The following is a 20926-nucleotide window of genomic DNA, read 5'->3' as shown; positions in this document are numbered from 1 at the left end:
AAATGAATACGAAATTATTGTTGTTGACCGGGGCTGCTGCCATCTCGTCCGTTTACGGATGTGCTGACGACGGTCCCGGAAAACCCAAAAACCGTCCAAACATTATCTTTATTCTGGCCGATGATCTGGGGTACGGGGACCTGGGCTTCAATGGAGGCCAAAAAATAAAAACGCCGAACCTCGACCGGATGGCGGGCGAAGGGATTGTGTTTACCCACCATTACGCGGGCTCGACGGTTTGCGGCCCATCCAGGGCCTGTTTGATGACCGGCTTGCATACCGGACACGCCCCAGTCAGGGAAAATCCGGACTGGACCAAAAGTGGCAACCCGGTTGACATCGGTTTGGAAGACGTAACTGTGGCGGATGAGCTAAAACGTGCCGCATATACCTGCGGGATAATCGGGAAATGGGGGCTGGCCGAAAACCTCGACGAGGGAATGCCACTGAAACAGGGCTTCGATTATTTTTATGGTTTTGCGACACATGCGGCGGCCCATCATTATTATCCGGAGAAAATATGGGAAAACGATCAGGAAATCGTGATTGAAGGGAATGTAATGATGGACAAAATCGGGAAATATGCCGATGATTTGTTTATTGACAAAGCTCTTCAGTTTATTGACAGGAATCAGGACAAGCCGTTTTTTCTTTATTACACGCCCACCATTCCCCACTACGAATTAACCGTTCCGGAGAGCGAAAAGGAATATTATTACCAACAAAACTGGCCGCTCCGGAAAATGGTGCCGGGGCATTACCGGCACGACGAAAACGGGTATGTGACTTATGCCACGATGGTCAGCCGCCTCGACCGGAATGTTGCCCGTATTTTGGAGCAGTTGGAAAAACTTGGGCTGGATGAAAATACGCTGGTAATTTTTGCCAGCGACAACGGCCATGAGTTTGATGATGTGAACAACGAATTTCTGAACAGCAACGGCGATTTCCGTGGGAAAAAACGCGACCTGTACGAAGGTGGCATCCGTGTGCCCTTTATTGCCCGCTGGCCCGGGACCATACAAGCGGGTACGCAAAGCAGCCATGTCTCTGCCTTTTGGGATTTTTTGCCCACTGCCTGCGAACTGGCCAGGTTAAAACCTTCAGGCAAAACCGATGGGATTTCGTATCTGCCATCGCTTCTTGGGAACGATAAAAAACAAAAAAAACACGACTATCTTTACTGGGAGTTCAACGAAAACAAAGGCCCGATGCAAGCGCTGATCAAAGGTGAATGGAAATTGGTGCATTTTGTGGGGAAAAGCTACGAACTGTACAACCTGGATTCCGATGTTTCGGAGAAAAACAATGTGTTGAATGATTTTCCCGAGGTGGCCGGGCAGTTAAAAAGCATGATGCTTTCGGCGCGTACCGAGCATCCCGAATTTCCGCTTGAACCAAAGAAAAAGTAAGGAGAAAAACTAAAAACCGTGCCGGATGAATGCTAAAAATATCGCTTTTACATCGCTGTTTATTGGATCTTTTGCAATGGCACAGGAAAAGCCAAATATACTGTGGGTGACCATTGAGGACACCTCGCCGCATTTTATCGGTTGTTACGGCAACAACGATGCGCGAACGCCGGTGATCGACCAGTTGGCAAGGGAAGGCGTACGGTTTACCAATGCTTTTTCAACCGGAACGGTTTGTTCTCCAAGCCGCTCGGCGCTGATCACCGGGGTGAAAACGTGCAAGACTGGCACAGGCAACCACAGGAGTTTTTACCCGGTTCCCGAATTTATGAAAGGCTTCCCGTTCTACTTGCAAAAAGAAGGCTACTACACGAGCAACAATAGCAAAACCGACTATAATGTGGCCAACGAAGAGGCGTTCATCCGGGAGGCCTGGAATGAAAGCTCGACGCAAGCCGGTTGGTGGAAACGAAAGCCGGGGCAGCCTTTTTTCGCGGTTTTCAATTTTATGGAACCGCACCAGTCGAAAACAATGACGCAGCCATATTCCGTTTATAAGGCCAATACCTTGGAAAAACTGGCAGAAAACGAGCGAATATCGGACCAGGATTTCGACATGCCGCCGTTTTATCGCGACACGCCCGAAATGCGGAAACAGTTTGCACGGGTTTATAACGCGATAAAACTCACCGACAACCGGATTGGCGAACTGCTGAAGCGGCTTGAAAACGATCACCTGAAAGACAGCACCATTATTTTCTTTTTTGCCGACCACGGCGAAGGCATCCCACGCGGCAAAACCAACGGCATCAACCTGGGCTATCGCGTCCCGTTTGTGATTTGGTTTCCCGAAATGTACAAACACCTTTCGCCGTGGGGGACAAAGGGTGTGGTTACTGATGAACTGATCGATTTTGAAGACTTGGCGCCGACACTGATCAGCCTCACCGGAGGGAATGTCCCCGAACATCTCGCCGGAAGGGTTTTGATAGGAAAGCAACGTTCGAAGCCGACCGATCACCTGGTTCTTTCATCCGACCGATCGGACAACGGGATCGACTTGGTGCGCAGCGTCACCGATGGAAAATACATGTACTCGCGGAATTTTATGCCTTTTATGCCCGAAGCCCGCTACATCCGGTACATGGAAATTGGCGAAATCAAGCAGTTGATGCGAAAGGATTTAGCGGACGATAAACTAAACCCGTTGCAGAAAAGCCTGTTTGAAAAACGTCCACCTGAATTTTTGTTCGACATTGAAAACGATCCATGGGAAACGAAAAACTTGGCCGGTGACCCAACCTTCAAACCGGTTCTGGAAAAAATGCGCGCCCGGTTGAAAAAAGAGGTACTTGACTCGCGCGATGTATTATTTCTTCCGGAATATGAAATCGGGTTGATTTCCCAATCGCTGACGCCGTATGAGTACCGCCTGAAAAATAACGACTTTCCGGTCAGGCAGATTTTTGCCGCCGCCAACTTATCCGGCTTTACAGGAAAAGTTGTTACCGAGAAGCAGGTAAAACTGCTCCGAAGCAACAATAAATGGGTGCGGTACTGGGCCGCGCTGGGTTTGCGGGCGCGACCTTCCGAAATCATAAAAACATTCATCCCTGAAATAAAAAAAGCGATGGACGATAATTACCCGCCGGTTGCGGTTATTGCTTCTGCCATTGTTTTTCAGGAGCAAAATGACAAAGAAGCGGAGGCGAAGCTGATCGGGTTTTGCACCGATAAAAATATGGACATTGCACTGATGGCCCTCAACCTGTTGGTATATGCCGATAACAAACAGCCTTTTGTCGATACGGTAAAAAAAGTCAGGGAGAATGAGGCCGCCAGTTACAATGTGAAAGCAGCCTGTCTCGATTTTCTGGGAAGTTTGGGCTTGGTGCCCAATACTTTCGACTGGGAATTTTAAGAATTATCAATGAAGTAAGAACCTAAGTATGTATATGAAATTTTATCAGTTCCTGATCATCGTTTTGATCGGTTGGGGCGTTTTGGCGCCAATAAATTTGGCAGCAAAGGAAAGCGAAAGCACCGTAATCCAGTTGCAAAACGGCAAGTTTATGGCGGTTCAGGTTTGTTCCGACAACATTGTGCGGATCAGGCTGTCGGATAAAAATTCGTTTTCCGAATCGCTGATGGAGCGCTATGAAGTAGTGAAAACTGACTGGGCAGAAACCGAATTTTCAAAGAACATGGATGCGGATCAATACCGGTTAGCAACCAAAAAGTTTGCGCTGTTGGTTGACTGTAAAGACGGGAGGATCAGTGTGAAAAATCCAGCCGGAAACCCGATCATCGAACAGCTTGTTTTTCACGAAAATACACAGCCGCTGTGTGCCGGACTGAAAAAGTCGTTCAGTGAATACTTTATCAATCCGAAACGCAAAGGGGCGATTATTGGCGATGTAGACGGAAAAGTAAACGAACAGTTTGACGAGGAAACCGGAAGCCTGGAGAAAAGCAGCCTATTTGAAATTTCGTTGAAAGACACGGAATTGTTTTATGGAGGGGGAAGTTCCAGCCGCAAAACCATCCAGCACCGTGGAACGGCATTGCGCACCTGGGCAAGCTATCAGCGTTCCGAATCGTCGATGCCTTTTTTGATGAGTTCTTCGGGATGGGGCATTTTCAACAACGTAACTTTCAGAAATTACTTCGATATTGGCCGTTTTCAGGAGGATAAATTGTTCGTGTACAATACTGACGGCGAGATTGATTTTTACCTAATGTTTGGGCGCGATATGGTTGATGTACTCGATTTGTACACAACCATCACCGGTAAACCTTATCTGCTGCCCAAATGGGCGTATGGCCTGGCTTTCGGGAGCAACACGCTCGAAAACCAGTTCAATGTACTCGACAATGCCAACCGCTTTAGGCAGGAAGAAATCCCCTGCGACATTTATTGGCTCGAACCACAGTGGATGAAGCAGAATTACGATTTCTCCACCAAAAAGGAATGGAACCTCGACCGTTTCCAAAACAGCTATTACTGGCTGCGCAACCCCAAAGACCCAAAAGCAACCAATTTGTTTGTCCGCCGGATGAAAGATTTGGGCTTTAAAATGGCGCTCTGGCTTTGTATTGACCACGATTTGAGCATTGAAGAAGAGGATTACCTGGCAAAAAAATCAGGAAAGCCGGAATCTGGGTTGGAACACTGGTTCCCGCACCTGAACAAGTTTGTAGATGAAGGGATTGCCGGTTTTAAGCTCGATCCGGGGCGTACTTTGGATGAACATCCCGACCGGAAATACCACAACGGTAAAACCGATGCCGAAATGCACAATGTGAATCAGGTTTTGCTGCAAAAGCAAATGTACCGCACATTCAGGGAACATACCGGTTTACGTTCGTTCCACCATTACTGTGGCGGTTATGCAGGTTCGCAACGCTGGGGGGCATCAACGGTTGGCGATAATGGCGGGCACATAAAAAGTCTGTACGATGTAATTAATCACAGCTTTTCGGGCAACCCCAATATGTCGATTGATGCATTGGAGAATGTGGTGGTCAAAGCTCCTGGTATCCATTATTCGTTTTTTATACCCTGGGTGCAGGTCAATAGTTGGGCATGGTTGCTCCATCCATGGTATTACAACCAGCGCGATAAAGATATGTTCCGGTTTTACGCCCAGTTGCGATACAGCCTTATGCCATACATTTATTCGGCGGCCATCAACAGTTCGTTGACCGGACAGCCCATTGCATGGCCAATGGCGCTTGCTTTTCCCGATGAGCCAAAGGTCGCAGGGGCATTGCACCAGTATATGTTTGGAGAAAATCTGCTGGTGGGCGCTTATACCAATTCGGTTTACCTTCCGGCGGGGCAGTGGATTGATTATTGGACTGGCAATCGGTTTCAGGGAAAACAGTTGGTAAAATGCGATATTCCTGAAGACAGGGGAGGGCCGCTTTTTATCAAAGCCGGGGCCATCATCCCGTATCAGTTTCCAAAAGCCTTTATCGAAGAAACCGCCGCAGATAGCCTGATTTTAAAAATTTATCCCCACAACGACAGTGATTTTACATTATTGGAAGATGATGGGATAAGTTATGGATATACCGACGGGAAATATTCTGAAATCAAGTTTCAGTGTCTGGCTTCCGGGAAGAAAATCGATTTTGTGATCAATCCGGTCCAGGGCTTTTATGAAGGAATGCCGGTGTCCCGACAATATAAGCTGGAGTTTTTTATTGACCAGAAGCCAAAGAAGATCCTTTTGAATAACAAAAAGATCGATAATTGGGAATTCATTAAGTCCGGGAAATTGGTGATCCGGCATTTCCAAACAGATCTTACGGAAAAGCAACATATTACCATTCTGTAAAACAACCTATCATGAGAAGTTTTGGCTTACTTTCTGTTTTTATTTTGATGTTTTTTTGTCAATCACAATCTCAACCGCTGTATGAACCATCTTGGCAATCGATTGATAGCAGGCCTGTTCCGGAGTGGTTCGAAAATTCAAAGTTCGGAATATTCATTCATTGGGGATTGTATTCCGTCCCTTCATGGGCGCCCACAACCGGTGGGACACACGACAAATATTCCGAATGGTATTGGTACAGGCAAAGCCCTAACGGCCATCAGTTAAAACCATTTGTGGATTTTCACCAGTCAATGTATGGGGAGAAAGTTTATTACCAAGATTTTGTGGCGCAATTTAATGCCGAACTGTTTGATCCTGACCAGTGGGCTGAAATTATTAAAGAATCCGGGGCACGATATGTCGTTCTCACATCGAAGCATCATGATGGATTTTGCCTGTGGCCGAGCGATAAAAGCTGGAACTGGAATAGCATGGATGTCGGCCCGCACCGGGATTTGTGCCAGGAGGTGTCCGTTTCGATAAAAAAGAGCGGGCTTCGAATGGGTTTTTATTATTCTTTATATGAGTGGTTTAATCCACTTTATCGGTCAAACGTCGAAAAGTATGTCGATGAACACATGATCCCTCAGTTGAAAGATTTGGTTGTCCGTTACCAACCTGAAATTATTTGGACTGATGGGGAGTGGGACCATCCGGCAGAAGTGTGGAAAAGTACAAATTTCCTTGCCTGGCTTTATAATGAATCTCCTGTGAAAGAATCAGTAGTGGTCAATGATCGTTGGGGAAAAGGGACTCGAAGCGTACATGGGGGATATTTTACAACAGAATATGATTTACTAAAAGGCCAGGGAACAAACAGTTTGGTTTTTAATAAGCCCTGGGAAGAGTGCAGGGGAGTTGGCGGATCGTTCGGGTACAACCGGAATGAGAACCTGGAGGACTATGAGTCTTCCGAATCACTGGTCAAGAACCTGATCAATAAAGTTGCCCGGGGAGGAAATTTGTTGCTCAACATTGGCCCTACGGCTGATGGAAGAATTCCGGTTATCATGCAACAACGACTGGCTGATATTGGGGCATGGTTAAAAATTAACGGGGAGGCAATTTATGGCACCCGCAAATGGGAGAAAGCGCCACCAGTTACCCCGACCACCTCAACGTTCTTCACACGGAAAGGCAAGGATCTTTATTTAATAGTTACCGAATGGCAAGATGACCCGATTGTTCTTGAGAATATAGGTAAAATCAATGCTGTTGAATTACTGGGCTTTAGTGGGAACGTGGATTTTTCGATATCTGAAAATCGGGCCATTATCAAGCCGCCCTTAGTTTCTCCGAAAACGTTGCTGGGCCAATATGCTTGGGTTTATAAACTGGTAGGAATATAAATATTAAAACGATAAATTATGAAGACGTTTGGTTTATTTGGGGCAATTCTTTTGCTCACTTTGTCAATGGCATGTCAAAAATCGATTCGGTATAGCGGAAACCCCATACTTCCCGATTTCCATGCCGATCCATCAGCACGGGTTTTCGGCAATAAGCTCTGGATATATCCTTCTCACGATATAGCTGGAAGCATCCACTGGGACATGGTTGACTGGCACGCTTTTTCAAGTTCCGACTTGGTAAACTGGACCGATCATGGAGTTATTTTTGGACTCGATGACATTGTATGGGCCGACAAGTGGGCCTGGGCGCCCGATTGCATTGAGCGCGACGGAAAGTATTATTTTTACTTCCCGGCCGACGACCAGATTGGGGTGGCCGTATCTGATAAGCCTGAGGGGCCTTTTGTCGATCCCCTGGGCAAACCGCTGATTGAACGGGAAGAATCGGGTACGCGGGTGATGGACCCGACAGTGTTTATCGACGACGATGGCCAGGCTTACCTCTATTTTGGACAAAATGTGCTTCGCGTGGTGAAGCTGAAAGAAGATATGATCACGAGGGACGGAGATATTACGGAACTGGAAGCGGAAAATTTCCACGAAGGGATATGGATGCACAAATACAATGGGAAGTACTACCTGTCGTACCCCGAATGGGACGGTAAAAACGCAGGAAAACTCGCCTACTCAATTGGCGATACGCCATACGGCCCGTTTGAATACAAAGGAGTTATCATGGACAATAATTCGAGGAACATCCACCATTCCATCGTTCAGTTTAAAGATGAGTGGTATTTGTTTTACCACATCCAGGGGCCCAGTGCTTTTGAGCGGAGGGTTTGCGCCGAATTTCTCGAATATAATCCGGATGGAACAATTAAGTCGGTGGAAATGACTGAAAGAGGCATAAAATAGGGCTTTGACTGGAGTCAGGCGTAATCTTGAGTATTAACCAAATTGTTTGGTTTGAAAGTCAAATCATCCTGCACGATTTAGCCAAAACCTGAATCAGATGAGAGCCAACAAACCGAACAAATTTTGTCCTGGCAGACATTATACAAATAATACCGCTTGCAATGCAGGCAATAGTGATCAACCGGGAAGGTTTAAAAACCTGTTTAAATCGAGAATAACGTAGGTAATTTTCCTAATGAATTGTCAATAAATAAATGCTACAAATTTGGAGCAATTTATTGAAGAGTTTTTCACTTCCCTTTCAAAAAATATGAACCTGCAACAACGGCATCCGCGAATCTTTGAGAAATCAGGTCTGCTACCTAATTCCCCGATAAGGTTTTTCTGATTTTTTCCAGTTGTTCTTTCGGATAATTTTCGTTGGGTTTTAAACTCAGGGCCTTATTGTAATAAAAACGAGCCACGCTGTAGTTCGCGCTGGTAAAGGCCTTATCGGCTTCTTCGATGTTTTGCGCGTATTCGCGATTGGCCTGTTCCAGGCTTTCCTGTTCCATCATTTTCTGGATTTCGGCGATTTTGATGGCCGGGTATTGCTCGTCTTTTTTGATGGATGCGGCACGTTGGTAATAAGAACGCGCGACTGCCAGGTTTTTACCGAAGAAGGCTTCATCGCCGCTCGAAACCAGGTTTTGATATTCCTGTTCTTCCCTGACCGAAAGCAAACTGTTGGTCAGTTTGTTGATTTCGGCAATCCGGTCTTTCGGATGTTGTTCCCACGACTTAATACCCAGTGCATTGTGGTAATAGAATCGGGCTACATTGTAGTTTTTACGTTCATATTCGGCGTCGGCCCGGGTAATGGCATCCAGGTATGCTTTTAGCTGCCCGGCTTCCAGTCCCTGGTCGATCAGTTTCCCGATTTCGGCAATCCGGTCTTTCGGATACTGATTCTGAGGCTGAAGGGCCGACGCCTTGTAATAATAGAACTGGGCGACGGTGTAGTCTTTCAACCCGTAATGTTCATCGGCATTTTTAATGGCTTCCCGGTATTGGTCATCGGTACCCGATGAGGCCAACCTCCGCGCGGCGGCTTCCTGTTGTTCCTGCAACATCCGGTTGATGTGCTCAATTTGTCCGGCCGGATAAGCTTCTTCCGGTTTAATTTTCAGGGCTTGCTGGTACGAGGTCAGGGCATTGGTCCATTCCTGGTTTTCAAACTGACGGTCGCCCCGGCTGATGGCATTTTTGTAATTGCTTTCCTGCTGCGCGAAGAAACTGATCAGATCGCGCACCTGTTTAATTTTTTCGTTCACCTCGGCTGTTCTTTCGGGCAGGATCAGGATGGCTTCCTGATACGAACCAATGGCTTCGTTCAGCTCCTGCCGTTCGAAACGGGTTTCGGCCTCCGCTATTTTCTGGTTGAACGCTTCCAGCTTCACCCTGGCCAGCGAGTCGGCCTGCGCTTTTTGTTTACGCGCCAGTTCGGCCAGTTCCTGTTGTTTCAGCAGGTTGGCAATGGCTTCGAGTTTTACCTTCGGATATTGCTCATCGGGGAAGAGGCCTAAGGCTTCGGTGTAGAACGTGCGGGCAGGTTCGTACAATTCGTTTTTAAATTCGTTATCGGCCCGGACAATGATTTCCTGGTATTTGGCGCGTTTGGCTTCTTCTTCGGCCAGACGTTGAGCGGCTGCTGCGGCTATACGGGCCGCTTCTTCGCGTTGGGCGATGATCTGCTCAATCTCGGCTATCCGCCGGGGAGGAAGGCTCTCCTGTGGTTTGAGGGCCAGGGCATTTCTAAACAGCCCGATGGATTCGGTATATTGTTCCTGTTTGAAGGCCTGTTCGGCATCGGCGATGTATTGCGTATATTGTTTGTCGAGTTCGGCCTGTTGTTGCAGGGAGAGCAGAATTCCGTCAATCTTTTCAATTTGCTGTGCCGGGTATTGTTCCTGCGGTTTCAGTGCAAGCGCTTCCAGGTATCCTGTTTTGGCTTCTGGATACTTTTCGCCGTAAAAGGCCTGATCGGCCAGGGCGATTTTTGCCTGGTAGTCGCTTTCCCGTTTAAGGCGGTCTGCTTCTTCGCGGGCCAGCTTTTCGTCAATCAGGCTGATTTGCTGCAGGGCGTAAGCATCGCCGGGTTTATACGCCAGGGCCGACTGGTAGGCCGGTTTGGCTTCGTTTAGTTGTTCCGCCTTAAACAAAACATCGGCTTTGACAATGGCTTCTTCGTACGCTTTTTGCATTTGCACGAGTTCCTGCTGCTGACGGAGCAGATCGGCCAGGATGCCGTCAATTTCGCTGATCCGGTCTTTCGGGTATTGTTCTGCAGGTTTTAAAGCTGAAGCAGCCATAAATTCATTTTTTGAAGGCTGATAGGCGTTTAAACGGAATAAAGAATCGGCTTTTCCGATCAATGCCAGGTAAGAGGCCTCCAGTTGTTTGGCTGTTTCGAGTTGGGCCAGAATTCCGTTTAAACGCCGGATCTGTTCTTGCGGGTAAATTTCGGCAGGTTTGTAGCTCAAGGCTTCACGGTACTTACCGATTGCTTCGGAATAGACTTCCCGGCCGGCCAGCTGATCAGCAGCTTCAATGGCTTCGAGGTAGGCCTGGTCGATGCGGGCCCTGTTTGCCAGGATTTCGTTAATCGCGGCAATCTGGCTCAGGGGGTATTGTTCGTCCGGTTTAATGGCAATGGCCGACTGGTATCCTGACCGGGCCGGCTCCCAACTGCTTTCCTTGAACAGGCGGTCGGCTTCGGTAATCAGGGAGGCATATTGTTCGTCATGCGCCTGCTGTTGCAGGATCAGGTCGATTTGTGTGATCCTGTTTTTCGCATGCTCCTGTTCGGGTTTCAGTTGCAAAACCTGTTGATAAAGCGATTTCGACGGAAGGTAGTTTTGTTTGTCGAATTCGCTGTCGGCATTGGACAGCAAACTTTCAAACTGCTGGTCCAATAACAGCAGGCGGTCGATTTCTGCAATCCGGTCTTTCGGGTATTGCTGGTCGGGCAGAATGGCCAGCGCCTGCGTGTATAACTCTTTTGATCCGCTTAACTGGTTTTGATTAAACAGCTGATCGGCCTGCGCGATGAGGCCGGCATAGTTTTGCTCGTTGGCCAGCCGGCGGAGCATTTCTTCGGTTTCGCGAATCCGGTTTTGGGCCGGCTCATCGTTGGGCTTTATCGTTAAAGCCTGGTTGAAAGCCAGCAGGGCATCGTTGAACGATTTTTCCTGAAAAGCCGAATTTCCTTTGGCCATTGCATCCAGGTATTGTTTTTCGATGGACGCCAACTGGGCCAGCCTGGCCCTTTCTTCTTCAATCCGTTTGAGCTGATCGCGGGCGTATTGCGAATCCCGGGGTTTTAGCCCGATCGCTTCGGTGTAAAGGTCGGCGGCCTGGTCGAAGATGTGCGAAATAAAGGCATCGTCGGCCCGGGCGATCAGTTGATTATACCGCTCGTCAATTTCTTGTTGGCCGAGCATCCGGTTTGATTCGGCCAGCCGATCCGTGGCATATTTATCTTTCGGTTTGATGTCGAGCGCCCGTTGATAAGCGGTCGCGGCCAGGTCGTAACGGCTTGCCCCGAATTGGGTATCGCCTTCGCGGATGGCCTCCTGGTAACTTTTGGTCACTTCGTCGGCCAGCAGCATAGCTGCCATCAGATCCTGAATCTCTGCAATCCGGTCTTTCGGGTAGGGCCGGTCGAAAAAGAGGGAGTTAGCCAACTGAAATTTTTCGAGGGCAGCTTCGAATTGCTTTTTTGCATAAAAGGCGTCGGCTTCTGCCACCGCTTTGTCATATTCTTTTTCGCGGGCGGCATGTTCCAACTGGTCGGCTTTGCTGATGTTTTTCATTTCGGCGGCCAGTGCTGCATTTTGCGCCTGTGCTTCCTTAATCATTTCGCGGAGCTGATTGTCGGAAAAGTAAATTTCCGAATCAAAATTATCAATCCGGGCATTATAAAACACGCGGGCTACCGGTTTTATCGTGAACGATCTGTCCAGATCTTCCACTTCTTTAAACAGGTTTAAAACGAAGGGCAGGGGAGGGAACTTGTTGTTTTTTCGTAATATTTCGTCGGGAACATAGGTTGAGATGATGATGATTTTCTGAAAACAACCGGCCAGGTTAAAAGTGAGTTGGTATTCGTTATTGAATTCCAGGTTGAAATCGAAGCGTCCGGATCTGGGGGGGGTAACCGTTTCCCCGCGTTCCCCGTTTTTTGAAACGGCGATGGTTGCACCGTCGAGTTTGCCGCTGTCGGTGGTTAAACGACCGTTCACAACAAAAAATATTTCATCTTCCTGCTGCGCGGAAAGCTGAAAAACAAATGCTATAAAGATGAATACCAGAAGCGCTTTTTTCAAGAACATACAGTTTAACACATTTTACCGGATTAAAGGATAAAATTAATCATTATCAGCTCAAAAACCCGATTATTGAAACGATATAAATATAAACTGACAGAAGACCATATTATTTTTTAGAGCTTAAAAATAAGTTTTAGGGCATAGCGATGCGGGTAAATCGCATTTAATTGCTTTATTTATGTTGATATACAAAACCGGTATTTTTTGATGAAGCGTGACCCATATTTTATTGAAGCTTTGCTGCCGATTCTGGCTTTGGTGCTTTTGCTGTCGTTAAACGTGGTATTTTTTGACGATACCCTGGCCGGATCGAATCAGCTGGCTTTGTTGCTGGCGGCCACCATTGCCGGCGTTATCGTTCGCCGAAGCGGGCAGAAATGGGAGAAAACAATCAAAAATGTGGTCAACACCATTGGTTCGGCCATGCCATCGATGTTGATTTTGTTGTTAATTGGTTCGTTAGCGGGTACCTGGCTGATCAGCGGCGTTATTCCAGCCATGATTTATTACGGTATGGACATCATTCACCCCAACCTGTTTTTAATGGCGGCGGTGGTGGTCAGTTCGGTGGTTTCGGTGGCAACGGGCAGTTCCTGGTCGACCGTGGCTACCATCGGTGTGGCCCTGATCGGCATTGGGAAAGCCATCGGGATCAGTGAGCCGATCGTGGCGGGGGCGATTATCTCCGGCGCCTATTTTGGCGATAAGATTTCTCCCCTGAGCGATACTACCAACCTGGCGCCCGCGATGGCCGGAACCGACCTGTTTACGCATATCCGCTACATGCTTCTGACCACGGCGCCCAGTATGGTTCTGACCCTGATTCTGTTTGCGGTGATCGGTTTTAATTACGACTTTAGTCAGGCGGTGATTGATGTGGTTGACACAAAATTGGCCATTAGCGGCGCCTTCAATACGTCGCCCGTGTTGTTTCTGGTACCGCTCATCCTCTTTGTCATTATCATGTTGAAGGTTCCGCCGATTCCTTCGCTGATGATCGGGACCTTGCTGGGAGGTGTTTTTGCCGTGATCTTTCAACCGCAAATCATCCGCGAAGTGGCCGGAGACCTGCCCAACTATGCCAAGGCATCGTATATTGGTTTTATGCAGGCGATGTACGGCGATGTGTCGATTATTACACCCGATGAAAATGTGAATGAGTTGTTGTCGACCACCGGCATGCGCGGCATGCTCGACACCATCTGGCTGATCCTTTCGGCAATGGTCTTTGGCGGCATCATGGAGTCGGGCGGCCTGTTGGCCCGGTTGACGCGGCCGATTGTGAAATGGGCCAGGTCGACCGGTTCGCTGGTTGCCTCTACGGTGGTTACCTGTATCTTTTTCAACACCACGGCATCCGACCAGTATATTTCGATCGTAGTGCCGGGCCGCATGTTCAGGAAAAGTTACGAAGACAAAGGCCTGAAGCCGGAAGTATTAAGCCGTACACTCGAAGATTCGGGGACGATGACCTCGGTGCTCATTCCCTGGAATACCTGCGGGGCGACGCAATCGCGGGTGCTTGGCGTGGCAACCTTCGATTACCTGCCGTATAGTTTCTTTAACCTGATCAGTCCGTTGATGTCGATTCTGTTTGCTTACCTGAATATAAAAATCAGGCGGATTAAGCCAAAGGAAACCACTGTTTGATCAACTATTTCAGTTTGATTAAATCTGTTTCATTTTTGCTATTTTTGAGGATTGTCAATTTAGGTGGATATGCTGATTTCAATTTTACTGATCCTGTTTTACTTCATTTTTCCGGTTTTTCTGATCTATTTGACGCATCGGTCAAAAACGGTCCACAAGATCGGCGCTGTTGTTATGGCCTATCTGTCAGGTCTGGTTTTTGGGAATATCGGTATTCTTACCCGGGCGTCTTCCGCGTTCCGGGAAATTCTGGTTGAGAAACAAAATTTGTCGGCCCGGGAAGTCATCAGTTATTTTGAACAGGGACGGATTGCCGAGACGGATTTGATAGCGCATCAGATTTACAGCATTCAACAGGTATTGCTGTCGGTTGTTATCCCGCTGGCCATTCCGCTGTTGTTATTTTCGCTCGACTTGAAGCGTTGGCTGAAACTGGCTAAAGGAGCTTTATTCTCGCTGGCGCTTGGTCTTGCTTCGCTGTTGATTGTGGTTGTTTGCGGCTATTTTGTTTTTGGGAAACTGATTGCGGATGGCTGGAAGGTGGCTGGCATGTTAATCGGAATTTACACCGGAGGAGCGCCCAACCTGGCAGCCATCAGTACCGCGCTGAACGTTGAACCGAACCAGTTTATCCTGACAAACACCTATGATATGGTTATGGGGGCCTTCTTTCTGATTTTTTTGCTGACATCGGCCCAGCGGCTTTTTAACCTGTTTTTGCCCCGCTTTTACGATTCGCACCGGGAACTGGAAATTCAGCAACTCATGCTGGAGAGTGAAGATATTGATAATTACCGTGGTATGCTGAGCCGAAACATGCTGCCCCGCCTGCTGAAGGCGATGGGACTGTCGGCATTGGTGGCCGGGACAGGCGCTGCCCTGAGCTTACTGTTCCCGAAGTCGGCGCAAATGACGGTGGTTATCCTTTCGATTACCACGCTAAGTCTGGCATTAAGTATGATTAAATCGATTAACCGGATGCAAAAAACCTTTCAGTTCGGCATGTACTTTATCATTGTGTTTTCGCTCATTGTTGCCAGTATGGGCGATTTGATCAACATGTTCAGCATCGAATTTCTTCACCTGTTCCTATATGTGACGTTGGCGGTATTCGGGTCCATGTTCGTCCATGTGTTTTTATCGTGGATTTTTAAGGTCGATTCAGACACTACCATTATTACCATTGCTGCTTTAACCTACTCTCCGCCTTTTGTGCCGGTTGTGGCCGGGGCCTTGAAAAATAAGGATGTGATCATCTCCGGTCTCACGGTCGGTATTCTGGGATACGCATTTGGCAATTACCTCGGCGTGGCGCTGGCCTTTTTGCTGAAGGGGTTTTGAGGCAAAGCTCCAGGCTCCAAGTTCCAGGTTTCAAGTTCCAGATCACTGATTACTGATCACTGGTCACTGAATTACTGGTTCAATGGCCAATTTTGCATGAATAAGCCGGTTTTCAGCGCTAAACGTTCGTAGCTGAACAACATAACGGGCGAATCCGGTTGCTGGGTTAAAATCATCATTTTTTGTTCGGGAACCGCCTACCTTGAACGCGATTTTAAACCAAAAGTCATGCAAAAATTTGATCCTGCTTCGCAAATCCAGTTCTTACACCAGTTTGGTGAATTTGGCGGTGTCAACCCGTCGATTACCGATTCGTCAACCTATACTTTTCTGCACGGCGAAGATATGGAGGAAACTTTTCTTGGGCATATGGAAGGTTGTTTTCTGTATTCGCGCCACTGGAACCCGAGCAATAAGTACCTGGCCGATGCAATGGCTGCTATGGAAGGTACCGAATCGGCCTGGGTGACGGCCTCGGGTATGGCAGCCATTACCTGTGCCTTGCTGCAATTGTGCAGTACGGGCGATCATATCGTGACCAGCGTGACCACTTACGGCGGCACTTTTGCTTTTTTGAAAAACTACCTAAAGAAGTTTAAAATCGAAGTTACCTTCGTCAATGTCATCGATTTGGAAAGCGTTGAGGCTGCGATACAGCCCAATACCAAAGTGATTTATACCGAGAGTGTAACCAATCCGCTTCTGCAGGTCTCCGATATTCCGACGCTGGCTCAACTGGCACGGAAACATGGTGTTAAACTGGTGGTTGATAATACCTTCACTCCGATGATTATGGCGCCGGCCAAGATGGGGGCTGACGTGGTGGTATACAGCATGACTAAATTTATTAACGGGAAAAACGACTGCGTGGCCGGCGCCATTTGCGGAACCAATCAGTTTATACACGAATTGTCGAATGTGAACGACGGGACAGCCATGTTGCTTGGTCCGGTTCTCGATCCTCTGCGTTCTTCTTCGATCCTGAAAAACTTGCATACCCTGCATATCCGCATGAAGCAGCACAGTAAAAATGCGCTGTATGTGGCTGAAAACCTCCAAGAATATGGTATTCCGGTTATTTATCCGGGTTTGGAAACTCACAAACAACACCACTTGCACAAAGAGTTGATGAATCCGGATTTTGGCTTTGGTGGTATGTTGGCGATTGATTTGGGAACTTTAGCGAAAGCCAACCGGCTGATGCAAAAAATGCAGGAGCGGGATGTAGGCTACCTGGCCGTCAGTCTGGGCTATTTTAAAACGCTGTTTAGTTGCTCCGGCCACAGCACCTCGTCGGAAGTGCCAAAAGAGGTGCAACAGGAGATCGGTTTGTCTGAAGGATTAGTGCGTTTTTCGGTTGGCCTGGATCAGGATATTGAAGCCACGTTTGAACGAATAAAAACATGTTGTATGGAGGAGGGGATAATCAGTTAGTTATTGCAAACCGCCGGCAGATCCTGTTTGTAATTATTCGCTGATCTTTTCCCAGTCTTCAATTTCACCATCCACCAACTCAAACAGCGGATGTGTCAAAAATTCTTTATGGCCGATCAGTTCGTTATGTTTTGCGATGTCGCGTATTTGCAGTTTTTGGAGTAAATGCCAGGTTTCGTAGTTTAGCTGACCCGTGGTCACGCTTAGCTTTTCGGATTTATAATTGCGGTTTATTTTCTGTTCGTCGAAGCGGTAGCCACGTTTTGTCGCTTCGTCCCAAACCACGGCCAGGTATTGGTTGATGCAGTCAAGCGGATTGACGGCTGCTTTGAACCGTTTCAATTGCGGGTGATGTTGATAGCCTTTTGTTTTTCCTTCGAGCACCTGTTTGGCCAAAAGCGCTTCCCGCCAAAGCGCCACCAAGCCTTTTTGATCCAAATATACCGGATGAACTGACCAGATTCTCATGGTTTACGTTGATTTTTGACGATTACATTTGCCTGATATTCTGTGAAACAAACTTCAGAACTTCCGGGTTTAAAATAAGTAATTGAGACCCATGTAAAAACCGGAACTTCCGTCGCGTTTGTCAGCAGCCATTCCATAGTCGAAGGCAATGATGAAGTTCTCGTTCATCACTACCCGTAAGCCCGTACCGTACGAAACATGAAGTTTTTCCGCGTTTTTGTCGAAATAATCAGCCGGATTGTTGTTCAGGCTGAACTCGGCGAAAACGGCAGGGTCAGGATTTAACCCGATCCGGTTGGTGACCTTCCCGAAATCGGCAAAACCGTTCATTCCCAGGTAGAAGTTGTTGTTGAGAAACTGAAAACGGTAAAATTTCCAGCGAAGTTCGGTATTCCCGTAAAATACGCCATCGCCCACGATCCGGTTCCTCAGGATTCCCCTGAGCGTTTTGGACCCGCCCAAACCCTCGGATGTGGAACCTCTCATGATGGATGTTTCGATTTGAGGCTGGTAATAAAACGGAACGTTTCCTCCCAGACTTGTTTGGTAGGCAAGGCGGCAGGCAAATGACAAGTCGTCCGGGATTAGCGTAAAATATTGGCGGTGGGTTAGGCTTAACTTGGAAAAGGAGCTTTCGGCACCCAGGATTTCCGGCGAAAATACAACAACCGCTTCGGTCCAGATCCCTTTCATCGGATTGGGTTTAAAATCGCGGGTATCGTAAACCAGTCCGGCTTTAAAAGTCGGAACAAAACCTCCGTTTGCTTCTTGTTCCGTAATCAGACCCCATTCGAGGTATTTATCGTATAAACCGTCAACTTCGGGGAGTTTATCTTCTTCATCCTTCCCTTTATTCAGTTTTTCAACATCCACTGCGCCGATTTTAAAATTCAACAGGTTCAGACCCGCAATCCACCTGATGTTCCGGCCGTGAAGTTTCCCTTGCAGGTCGATCTTCCAACGGAACATTTTCCGGTCGTATTTGTAGAATGCACGACTGACATAAGCTGCCGCATCCTCGTCAATCCAGTTTTTGTTATACACGGCTTCGTAGCCGTTAAAGCCGTAAAAATCGTACAGTTGATCGGTGAGATAGCTGATATCGACAGAAGTTTGCAAGCCTTTGATCAACCGGTCCGAATCAAAACTAAACCGGTAGATGCCGCTGCCTTTGGTATAACGCGAAACCTCCAGGTAGAGGCTATGGTTATAACTGGGGTAACGGCTGCCATCGCCGTAATTAAACAGGTTGATAAAACCCCCGTACTGGAAGCCTAAATCGGTGTCGAATGTGACCGCCGGAAGAGCGCCAAAGTTCCAGCCCTGTTTGGTTACCGGGTCCGGTTTTTCGGTTTGTGCCATTACAGACAGGGTAAAAACAGACAAAAGCAGAAGAAGCAATTTAATTTTCATTGTTCAGCGTTTAGCCGGAACGAAGATATCGTTTTTTGATGATGAATTTTGATCTGTTGTTAAACAAAGAGAGACAACCTGCGGGCTGCCTCTCTTTTTAATGAACCAATCAAGTTTATTCGTGTTCGTGCCCGTCTTCGCCTTCCTCAATGATGATGTCGATGAATACATGGCTTTCGTTTCCGGCTGCATCGGTGCAGTAAATACCGAAGTGGTAAGCTCCGTGTGCTACCGGCAGACCATCAATCGTTTCAGGAATGGAGATCTCATGGTGATGCACATGCGAGTTCTTCTGTCCCTGTTCAAAAGTCCAGGTTTTCGTGTAAGAGAATGGTTTTTCTTCGTCTTCCTCAATCGATGCGCTTTTGTTGTGATTATGCTCATCGAAGTTATTGTGGATTTCAATTTTGTATGAATGCAACTCAATATCGTCTGAAAATTCACATTCAAAGTGGATATCTCCGCCAATATAGACGATTTCGTCATCCACCGGCGCGCTGACCAGGATTGACGGAGGAGTGGAGTCCAGGTCGTCGTCGCTGCATGAACTGAAAATAAACACTGAAATAAAGAATACAGTCATAAACAAGCAGGTGTTTTTCATCTGTCTCATAAAATATGTTTTTAATGTTTTTAATTTGTTTAAGTGAAAGATTGAAAGACGGCTAAACCAGGAGGCGCTCTTAACTGGTATCCCCGCAAAAATTTACAGATGATAATTTCTTGATACATAGTCCTGTATGTTGAAAATATCACGTGTAGTAATAGTTGAAAACAGGTGATGCTCAATGGTTCACCCGGAACTTGCATGGTATTTTGATAAGGACAGATCGCTTCCGGTTCTGTCGGGCTAATGCTTATTTTTTCATGTGCCGGGTGAGGGGCATGATGATGAAAAAACATAAAATGCAGTCCCATCGATACTTCATTAAACAGAAATACCAGGCTTAACATGAAGGTGAGTTGCCGAACGTTCCGTCTGTAATCGATAAAATAAAATGTCAACTTTTAACAACGCCATAAATCAACAGCATTCTATTGATATTTAATTAGTTACAGAGACAAAAACCAAAAATAAATCGTTCAAAATAAAATGTCAACTTTTCGAGTTAAAAAAATCCCTCAAAACAAACGTATTGAAGGATTCTTTAAAAAGTCTTATCTTTGTTCTGAAACGTTTGAGAGAGTAGAGGAACCTTAGGTTAATGCTCCGGCAACCCGGTTCCGAGCGCGTTATCTACCGGGTGCGCCACTTTCAAACGTTTTTTTGTATTTATTGCACCAATGCACTTACAATAGCTCCGACAGCCTTGTTTCTGATGGGTAGAGCAATAAAACGCTTGTCGAAACCTACGATAGTTCCGCGCTCTTCCGGGTCGTTATCTCTCCGATACATTTTCAAAGCTCCATCCGCTTTCATTACCTCTTCTTTATAGTAGGCAAAAGAGCAGAATGTATCATTAGCTCCAGGAACAGCCCCAAATGACTTCTTTTGCATGGTGATAAAATCATAGGTGGCTGGTTTGGAGAACTGCAAGATATTAAAGCCGGCAAAACGTTTAGGCATACCGTTTACGATGTCGGTAATATCCTTAAACACCTTCGTATCTTCCAGGATCAAATCTGTCAAATGGAAAGGGTGCAACACCAGAAACCGATCTTCCAGGGGAACATCAAAAGCGTCAAATCGTTCTTTCATGGTCAGAATATCAACGATTTTCATCCGTTTTCTTATTCCATCAGAAGAAGCCTCTCCGGTAGTTTTAATTACCGGTGTTTCGGTGGTATCCCCTGCCGGAGCGAAAGCATGAGCAGCCTTTTGCGCAGTAGCTGAACGCAAGGTGTTGCGATGCCCCATTATAACACTCTCTAACTGGTCATAGCTGTATTCAATCGCTTCCGGGTATCTAACCAGAGTATTCTCAGTTTCAAACAAATCCAGCTCAATCCTGATAGGATTATCTACCCGTTGGTATATATTAATAGGATACGTTGAGTTATTAATCAACACCGTTGGGTCAACTCCTGCTTCTGCCAAATTGATAGCATCATTTTCCACCAATGGTGAAAAATCTTTTGTGTACTTCAAAAAAGAACTATCTGTATAGTAGTTCTTTAAAATCTGTTTAATCCAAACTTCTTTTCTTAAACCTGACATTTTCTTAATCTTTTATTGTTAATAATTC

At 46.9% G+C, this 20926-nt stretch carries 13 protein-coding genes; 8 read left to right on the top strand and 5 right to left on the bottom strand.

Features of this window, described 5'->3' with window-relative positions; translation table 11 throughout:
* The first annotated feature begins 2 nt into the window (after nt 1-2).
* Genes ACOIT5_RS19845 through ACOIT5_RS19825 form a run of 5 tightly spaced genes read left to right on the top strand, consistent with a single transcriptional unit; the run spans nt 3 to nt 8064 of the window.
* Entirely contained in the window at nt 3-1412 is a 1410-nt protein-coding gene (locus tag ACOIT5_RS19845) for an arylsulfatase (protein ID WP_423127903.1), read from the top strand.
* A gap of 25 nt (nt 1413-1437) precedes the next feature.
* Entirely contained in the window at nt 1438-3333 is a 1896-nt protein-coding gene (locus tag ACOIT5_RS19840; RefSeq protein ID WP_423127902.1) for a sulfatase-like hydrolase/transferase, read from the top strand.
* Between the two features lie 28 nt (nt 3334-3361).
* Nucleotides 3362-5755: a TIM-barrel domain-containing protein gene (locus ACOIT5_RS19835; protein WP_423127901.1), complete on the top strand. Its 2394-nt coding sequence runs from the start codon at nt 3362-3364 to the stop codon at nt 5753-5755.
* A gap of 11 nt (nt 5756-5766) precedes the next feature.
* A complete protein-coding gene (locus ACOIT5_RS19830) occupies nt 5767-7146 on the top strand; it encodes an alpha-L-fucosidase (RefSeq protein WP_423127900.1) in 1380 nt (459 codons plus the stop codon).
* Between the two features lie 18 nt (nt 7147-7164).
* On the top strand, nt 7165-8064 hold the full coding sequence (locus ACOIT5_RS19825) for a family 43 glycosylhydrolase (protein WP_423127899.1): 900 nt from the start codon (nt 7165-7167) through the stop codon (nt 8062-8064).
* 362 nt (nt 8065-8426) lie between these two features.
* On the opposite strand, the gene ACOIT5_RS19820 is transcribed toward ACOIT5_RS19825, so the two are convergent.
* Nucleotides 8427-12431, bottom strand: a complete 4005-nt coding sequence (locus tag ACOIT5_RS19820; RefSeq protein ID WP_423127898.1) for a hypothetical protein — start codon at nt 12429-12431, stop codon at nt 8427-8429.
* A gap of 210 nt (nt 12432-12641) precedes the next feature.
* Here ACOIT5_RS19820 and nhaC point away from each other — a divergent pair, with 210 nt between their 5' ends.
* The 3 genes from nhaC to ACOIT5_RS19805 all read left to right on the top strand — a co-directional run bounded on the left by nhaC (nt 12642) and on the right by ACOIT5_RS19805 (nt 16859).
* A complete protein-coding gene (nhaC, locus tag ACOIT5_RS19815; RefSeq protein WP_423127897.1) occupies nt 12642-14084 on the top strand; it encodes a Na+/H+ antiporter NhaC in 1443 nt (480 codons plus the stop codon).
* A gap of 69 nt (nt 14085-14153) precedes the next feature.
* Complete coding sequence (locus ACOIT5_RS19810; RefSeq protein ID WP_423127896.1) at nt 14154-15425, top strand: DUF819 family protein; 1272 nt, start codon at nt 14154-14156, stop codon at nt 15423-15425.
* A 228-nt stretch (nt 15426-15653) separates the two neighbouring features.
* Nucleotides 15654-16859, top strand: coding sequence for an aminotransferase class I/II-fold pyridoxal phosphate-dependent enzyme (locus tag ACOIT5_RS19805; RefSeq protein ID WP_423127895.1), 1206 nt, complete (start codon nt 15654-15656; stop codon nt 16857-16859).
* Nucleotides 16860-16892: 33 nt separating this feature from the next.
* On the opposite strand, the gene ACOIT5_RS19800 is transcribed toward ACOIT5_RS19805, so the two are convergent.
* From ACOIT5_RS19800 to ACOIT5_RS19785, 4 genes are all read right to left on the bottom strand, one after another.
* Nucleotides 16893-17327 carry a pyrimidine dimer DNA glycosylase/endonuclease V gene (locus ACOIT5_RS19800; protein ID WP_423127894.1) on the bottom strand — a complete coding sequence of 145 codons (435 nt, stop codon included), beginning with the start codon at nt 17325-17327 and terminating at the stop codon, nt 16893-16895.
* A 69-nt stretch (nt 17328-17396) separates the two neighbouring features.
* Complete coding sequence (gene omp85 / locus ACOIT5_RS19795; protein WP_423127893.1) at nt 17397-18740, bottom strand: Omp85 family outer membrane protein; 1344 nt, start codon at nt 18738-18740, stop codon at nt 17397-17399.
* 115 nt (nt 18741-18855) lie between these two features.
* On the bottom strand, nt 18856-19353 hold the full coding sequence (locus ACOIT5_RS19790; RefSeq protein WP_423127892.1) for a DUF4625 domain-containing protein: 498 nt from the start codon (nt 19351-19353) through the stop codon (nt 18856-18858).
* Between the two features lie 660 nt (nt 19354-20013).
* Nucleotides 20014-20898 carry a hypothetical protein gene (locus ACOIT5_RS19785; RefSeq protein ID WP_423127540.1) on the bottom strand — a complete coding sequence of 295 codons (885 nt, stop codon included), beginning with the start codon at nt 20896-20898 and terminating at the stop codon, nt 20014-20016.
* Nucleotides 20899-20926 lie beyond the last annotated feature (28 nt).

This window comes from Gaoshiqia hydrogeniformans, from assembly GCF_049347105.1.
Classification (GTDB): domain Bacteria; phylum Bacteroidota; class Bacteroidia; order Bacteroidales; family Prolixibacteraceae; genus Gaoshiqia; species Gaoshiqia hydrogeniformans.
The sequence above is the reverse complement of the archived record's forward strand: the minus strand, read 5'-3'. Positions and strand labels throughout refer to the sequence as shown.

Bases quoted from the DNA above. Each gene is read 5' to 3' on its own strand.
- ACOIT5_RS19785 (WP_423127540.1), bottom strand. From the start codon at position 20,898: ATGTCAGGTTTAAGAAAAGAAGTTTGGATTAAACAGATTTTAAAGAAC.
- ACOIT5_RS19790 (WP_423127892.1), bottom strand. From the start codon at position 19,353: ATGAGACAGATGAAAAACACCTGCTTGTTTATGACTGTATTCTTTATT.
- ACOIT5_RS19810 (WP_423127896.1), top strand. From the start codon at position 14,154: ATGCTGATTTCAATTTTACTGATCCTGTTTTACTTCATTTTTCCGGTT.
- nhaC (WP_423127897.1), top strand. From the start codon at position 12,642: ATGAAGCGTGACCCATATTTTATTGAAGCTTTGCTGCCGATTCTGGCT.
- ACOIT5_RS19835 (WP_423127901.1), top strand. From the start codon at position 3,362: ATGTATATGAAATTTTATCAGTTCCTGATCATCGTTTTGATCGGTTGG.
- ACOIT5_RS19825 (WP_423127899.1), top strand. From the start codon at position 7,165: ATGAAGACGTTTGGTTTATTTGGGGCAATTCTTTTGCTCACTTTGTCA.
- ACOIT5_RS19830 (WP_423127900.1), top strand. From the start codon at position 5,767: ATGAGAAGTTTTGGCTTACTTTCTGTTTTTATTTTGATGTTTTTTTGT.
- ACOIT5_RS19805 (WP_423127895.1), top strand. From the start codon at position 15,654: ATGCAAAAATTTGATCCTGCTTCGCAAATCCAGTTCTTACACCAGTTT.
- ACOIT5_RS19845 (WP_423127903.1), top strand. From the start codon at position 3: ATGAATACGAAATTATTGTTGTTGACCGGGGCTGCTGCCATCTCGTCC.
- ACOIT5_RS19800 (WP_423127894.1), bottom strand. From the start codon at position 17,327: ATGAGAATCTGGTCAGTTCATCCGGTATATTTGGATCAAAAAGGCTTG.
- ACOIT5_RS19840 (WP_423127902.1), top strand. From the start codon at position 1,438: ATGAATGCTAAAAATATCGCTTTTACATCGCTGTTTATTGGATCTTTT.
- omp85 (WP_423127893.1), bottom strand. From the start codon at position 18,740: ATGAAAATTAAATTGCTTCTTCTGCTTTTGTCTGTTTTTACCCTGTCT.